The sequence below is a fragment of the Arsenophonus endosymbiont of Bemisia tabaci Q2 genome (genome assembly GCF_902713415.1).
Taxonomy (GTDB): domain Bacteria; phylum Pseudomonadota; class Gammaproteobacteria; order Enterobacterales; family Enterobacteriaceae; genus Arsenophonus.
Genome location: NZ_CACTIE010000268.1, coordinates 1 through 1,944, shown reverse-complemented (window position 1 = coordinate 1,944; position 1,944 = coordinate 1). Strand labels below are relative to the sequence as shown.

Here is a 1,944-nt window from a genome sequence, read left to right as displayed (position 1 = left end):
AGTCGATGCTTTTGGCTCTATTTGATTAATCCAACCCGATACAGATGCAGAGCCAATCCGAAATTGCTTCGCTGTTTCTCGGATACTCAACCCTTCTTCTTCCATCGTAAATATCACTTTACGTTTAAAATTAATTGAATAGCTCATATAAATAATCTCATCAAAATTAAGTCTCTTAGCTATAAAGGCGCGCAAGCTGGGGGCGGTTCAGTATAGCGATCGGAGAGGCTGCAATTAATAGCACACGAACCGCATTAAAGCAGACGGCATTCAAGCAAGCATTACGTGAAGGGGGCAAACAGTTTCTTAAATTTGGTATTCCTCATATAGCAAGCCGTTTACCGGCTAAAACTTACTTAGACTTAGGCGTAAATTTTTTCGTGGTGCGGATCCCGGTTTTGAATTATTAATATCGTGGGGAAGAAAAGGTATTAATGCCTTAAAAAACGCCGCGCAGCAAGCCCATCAGAAAGTTTGCGGATTCACCCCATTAATCAAAGCACTGGAAAAAAAGCGGAAGATTTGCCGGATGAGCCGATTAAGCCGTTTAAAGTAGAGGTGGCTTATCGTCCTGATTTGGAAAAGAGGTTCAGGTAGTTAAGATCGGTAAACAGCGAGGTAAAGACATTTGGGTGCAGATCAATCTGGAAACGAATACCCTTTTTGGCTGTAAATATAGCTAGGCGACTTTAAAATGATTACAAGTAATTACTCTATATCAGTAAATTTATATTGGAGAAAAACATATATTTTGTAATCAAAGTTAAGACGCTTAGCTATATCTGCGCAATTCGACAGGTGAACTGAAATTAGCACCAGTGTCAATCAGCGAGCGGCTTTATCAACTAAAAACTCAAGGAATGGGCGGCAAACGGGCGAATGAAGCCGCTAAAAATTGGCCACTTCAATCTGAAGTTTCCTCTTTCTACCAATCACAACAACAATAACTGCAAGCATTAAGCACACAATTGGCAAAACGCCAGATTGGGAGCAAACTTAACTTATCAAGTGAAGACTTAAGTTACATGGATCTTACCCAAGTTTTTGGTGGCTACCATAACCTTGCTCACGCGAATTTACAAGGTACTAATCTAAGCAGATCTAACCTGAAAGACATTATCATCGTGGAAGCTAACCTAACAAAAGCGATAATGAACCAAACTCAGCTGGCTAATGCTAATTTACTCATGGCTAATCTAAATGAAACACAATTAGCAGGAGGTAACTTAACTAAGGCTAATTTATGTAACACTAATTTAGTCAACTCTGCAATGAACGGAATTATACCGCAAGAAGCCTACTTAAATAATAGTAACTTGACTAATAGTGATTTGACCGGCGCCAATTTGGCACAAGCTAAGATAGCAAACGCTAACTTGACTGACGCCAATCTGACCAAGGCTAATCTTAACTGGTGTGATATTAGTTGATACTAAGGTCAATGGTGTAAATTTCACTAGTGCCAATTTAACGCAAACCAAATTGAATAGCCGTACACTAGGTGAGGCGATTTTTGATCAAGCTGACCTAACCGGGGCTAACCTTGCGAACAGCGATGTTAGCAACGCTGATCTGAGTAATACTATCTTAAAAGAGTTAACAATTAGTAACACTAATTTTGCCGCTGCTTCTTTACACAACAGTTTTACCCTTCACCTGCCTGGCGAGTGGGATGAGGATACCCTAGATGCACTACTGAATCATTTCAACAAACAAAGCAGTCTGCTAACTAGCCTTAATACGATTGATAACCGGTATAGTGAACTAAAAAAATTGGTTCTACAGCTCGTTCATTCCCTTGACCAGCCTGACATTAATCTCAGCCATGTCACTTTACCACTATTAGATATAGCTAAGCGACTTAATTTTGATGACATTATTTATATGAGCTATTCAATTGATTTTAGAAGTAAAGTGATATTTACGATGGAAGAAGAAGGGTTG

The 1,944-nt window shown here is 39.3% G+C and carries 4 protein-coding genes; 3 read left to right on the top strand and 1 reads right to left on the bottom strand.

Annotated elements, in window-relative coordinates:
• Positions 1–147: IS630 transposase-related protein (locus ARSQ2_RS15115; protein WP_420837778.1), on the bottom strand; the 147-nt coding region annotated here is incomplete at its 3' end.
• 671 nt (positions 148–818) lie between these two features.
• Between ARSQ2_RS15115 and ARSQ2_RS13940 the strand changes: the two genes are divergently transcribed.
• From ARSQ2_RS13940 to ARSQ2_RS11060, 3 genes are all read left to right on the top strand, one after another.
• Positions 819–947, top strand: a complete 129-nt coding sequence (locus ARSQ2_RS13940; protein ID WP_255487701.1) for a hypothetical protein — start codon at positions 819–821, stop codon at positions 945–947.
• A gap of 21 nt (positions 948–968) precedes the next feature.
• Complete coding sequence (locus ARSQ2_RS11065; protein WP_181995327.1) at positions 969–1,430, top strand: pentapeptide repeat-containing protein; 462 nt, start codon at positions 969–971, stop codon at positions 1,428–1,430.
• Positions 1,417–1,944: pentapeptide repeat-containing protein (locus tag ARSQ2_RS11060; RefSeq protein WP_181995326.1), on the top strand; the 528-nt coding region annotated here is incomplete at its 3' end. The genes ARSQ2_RS11065 and ARSQ2_RS11060, both read left to right, overlap by 14 nt.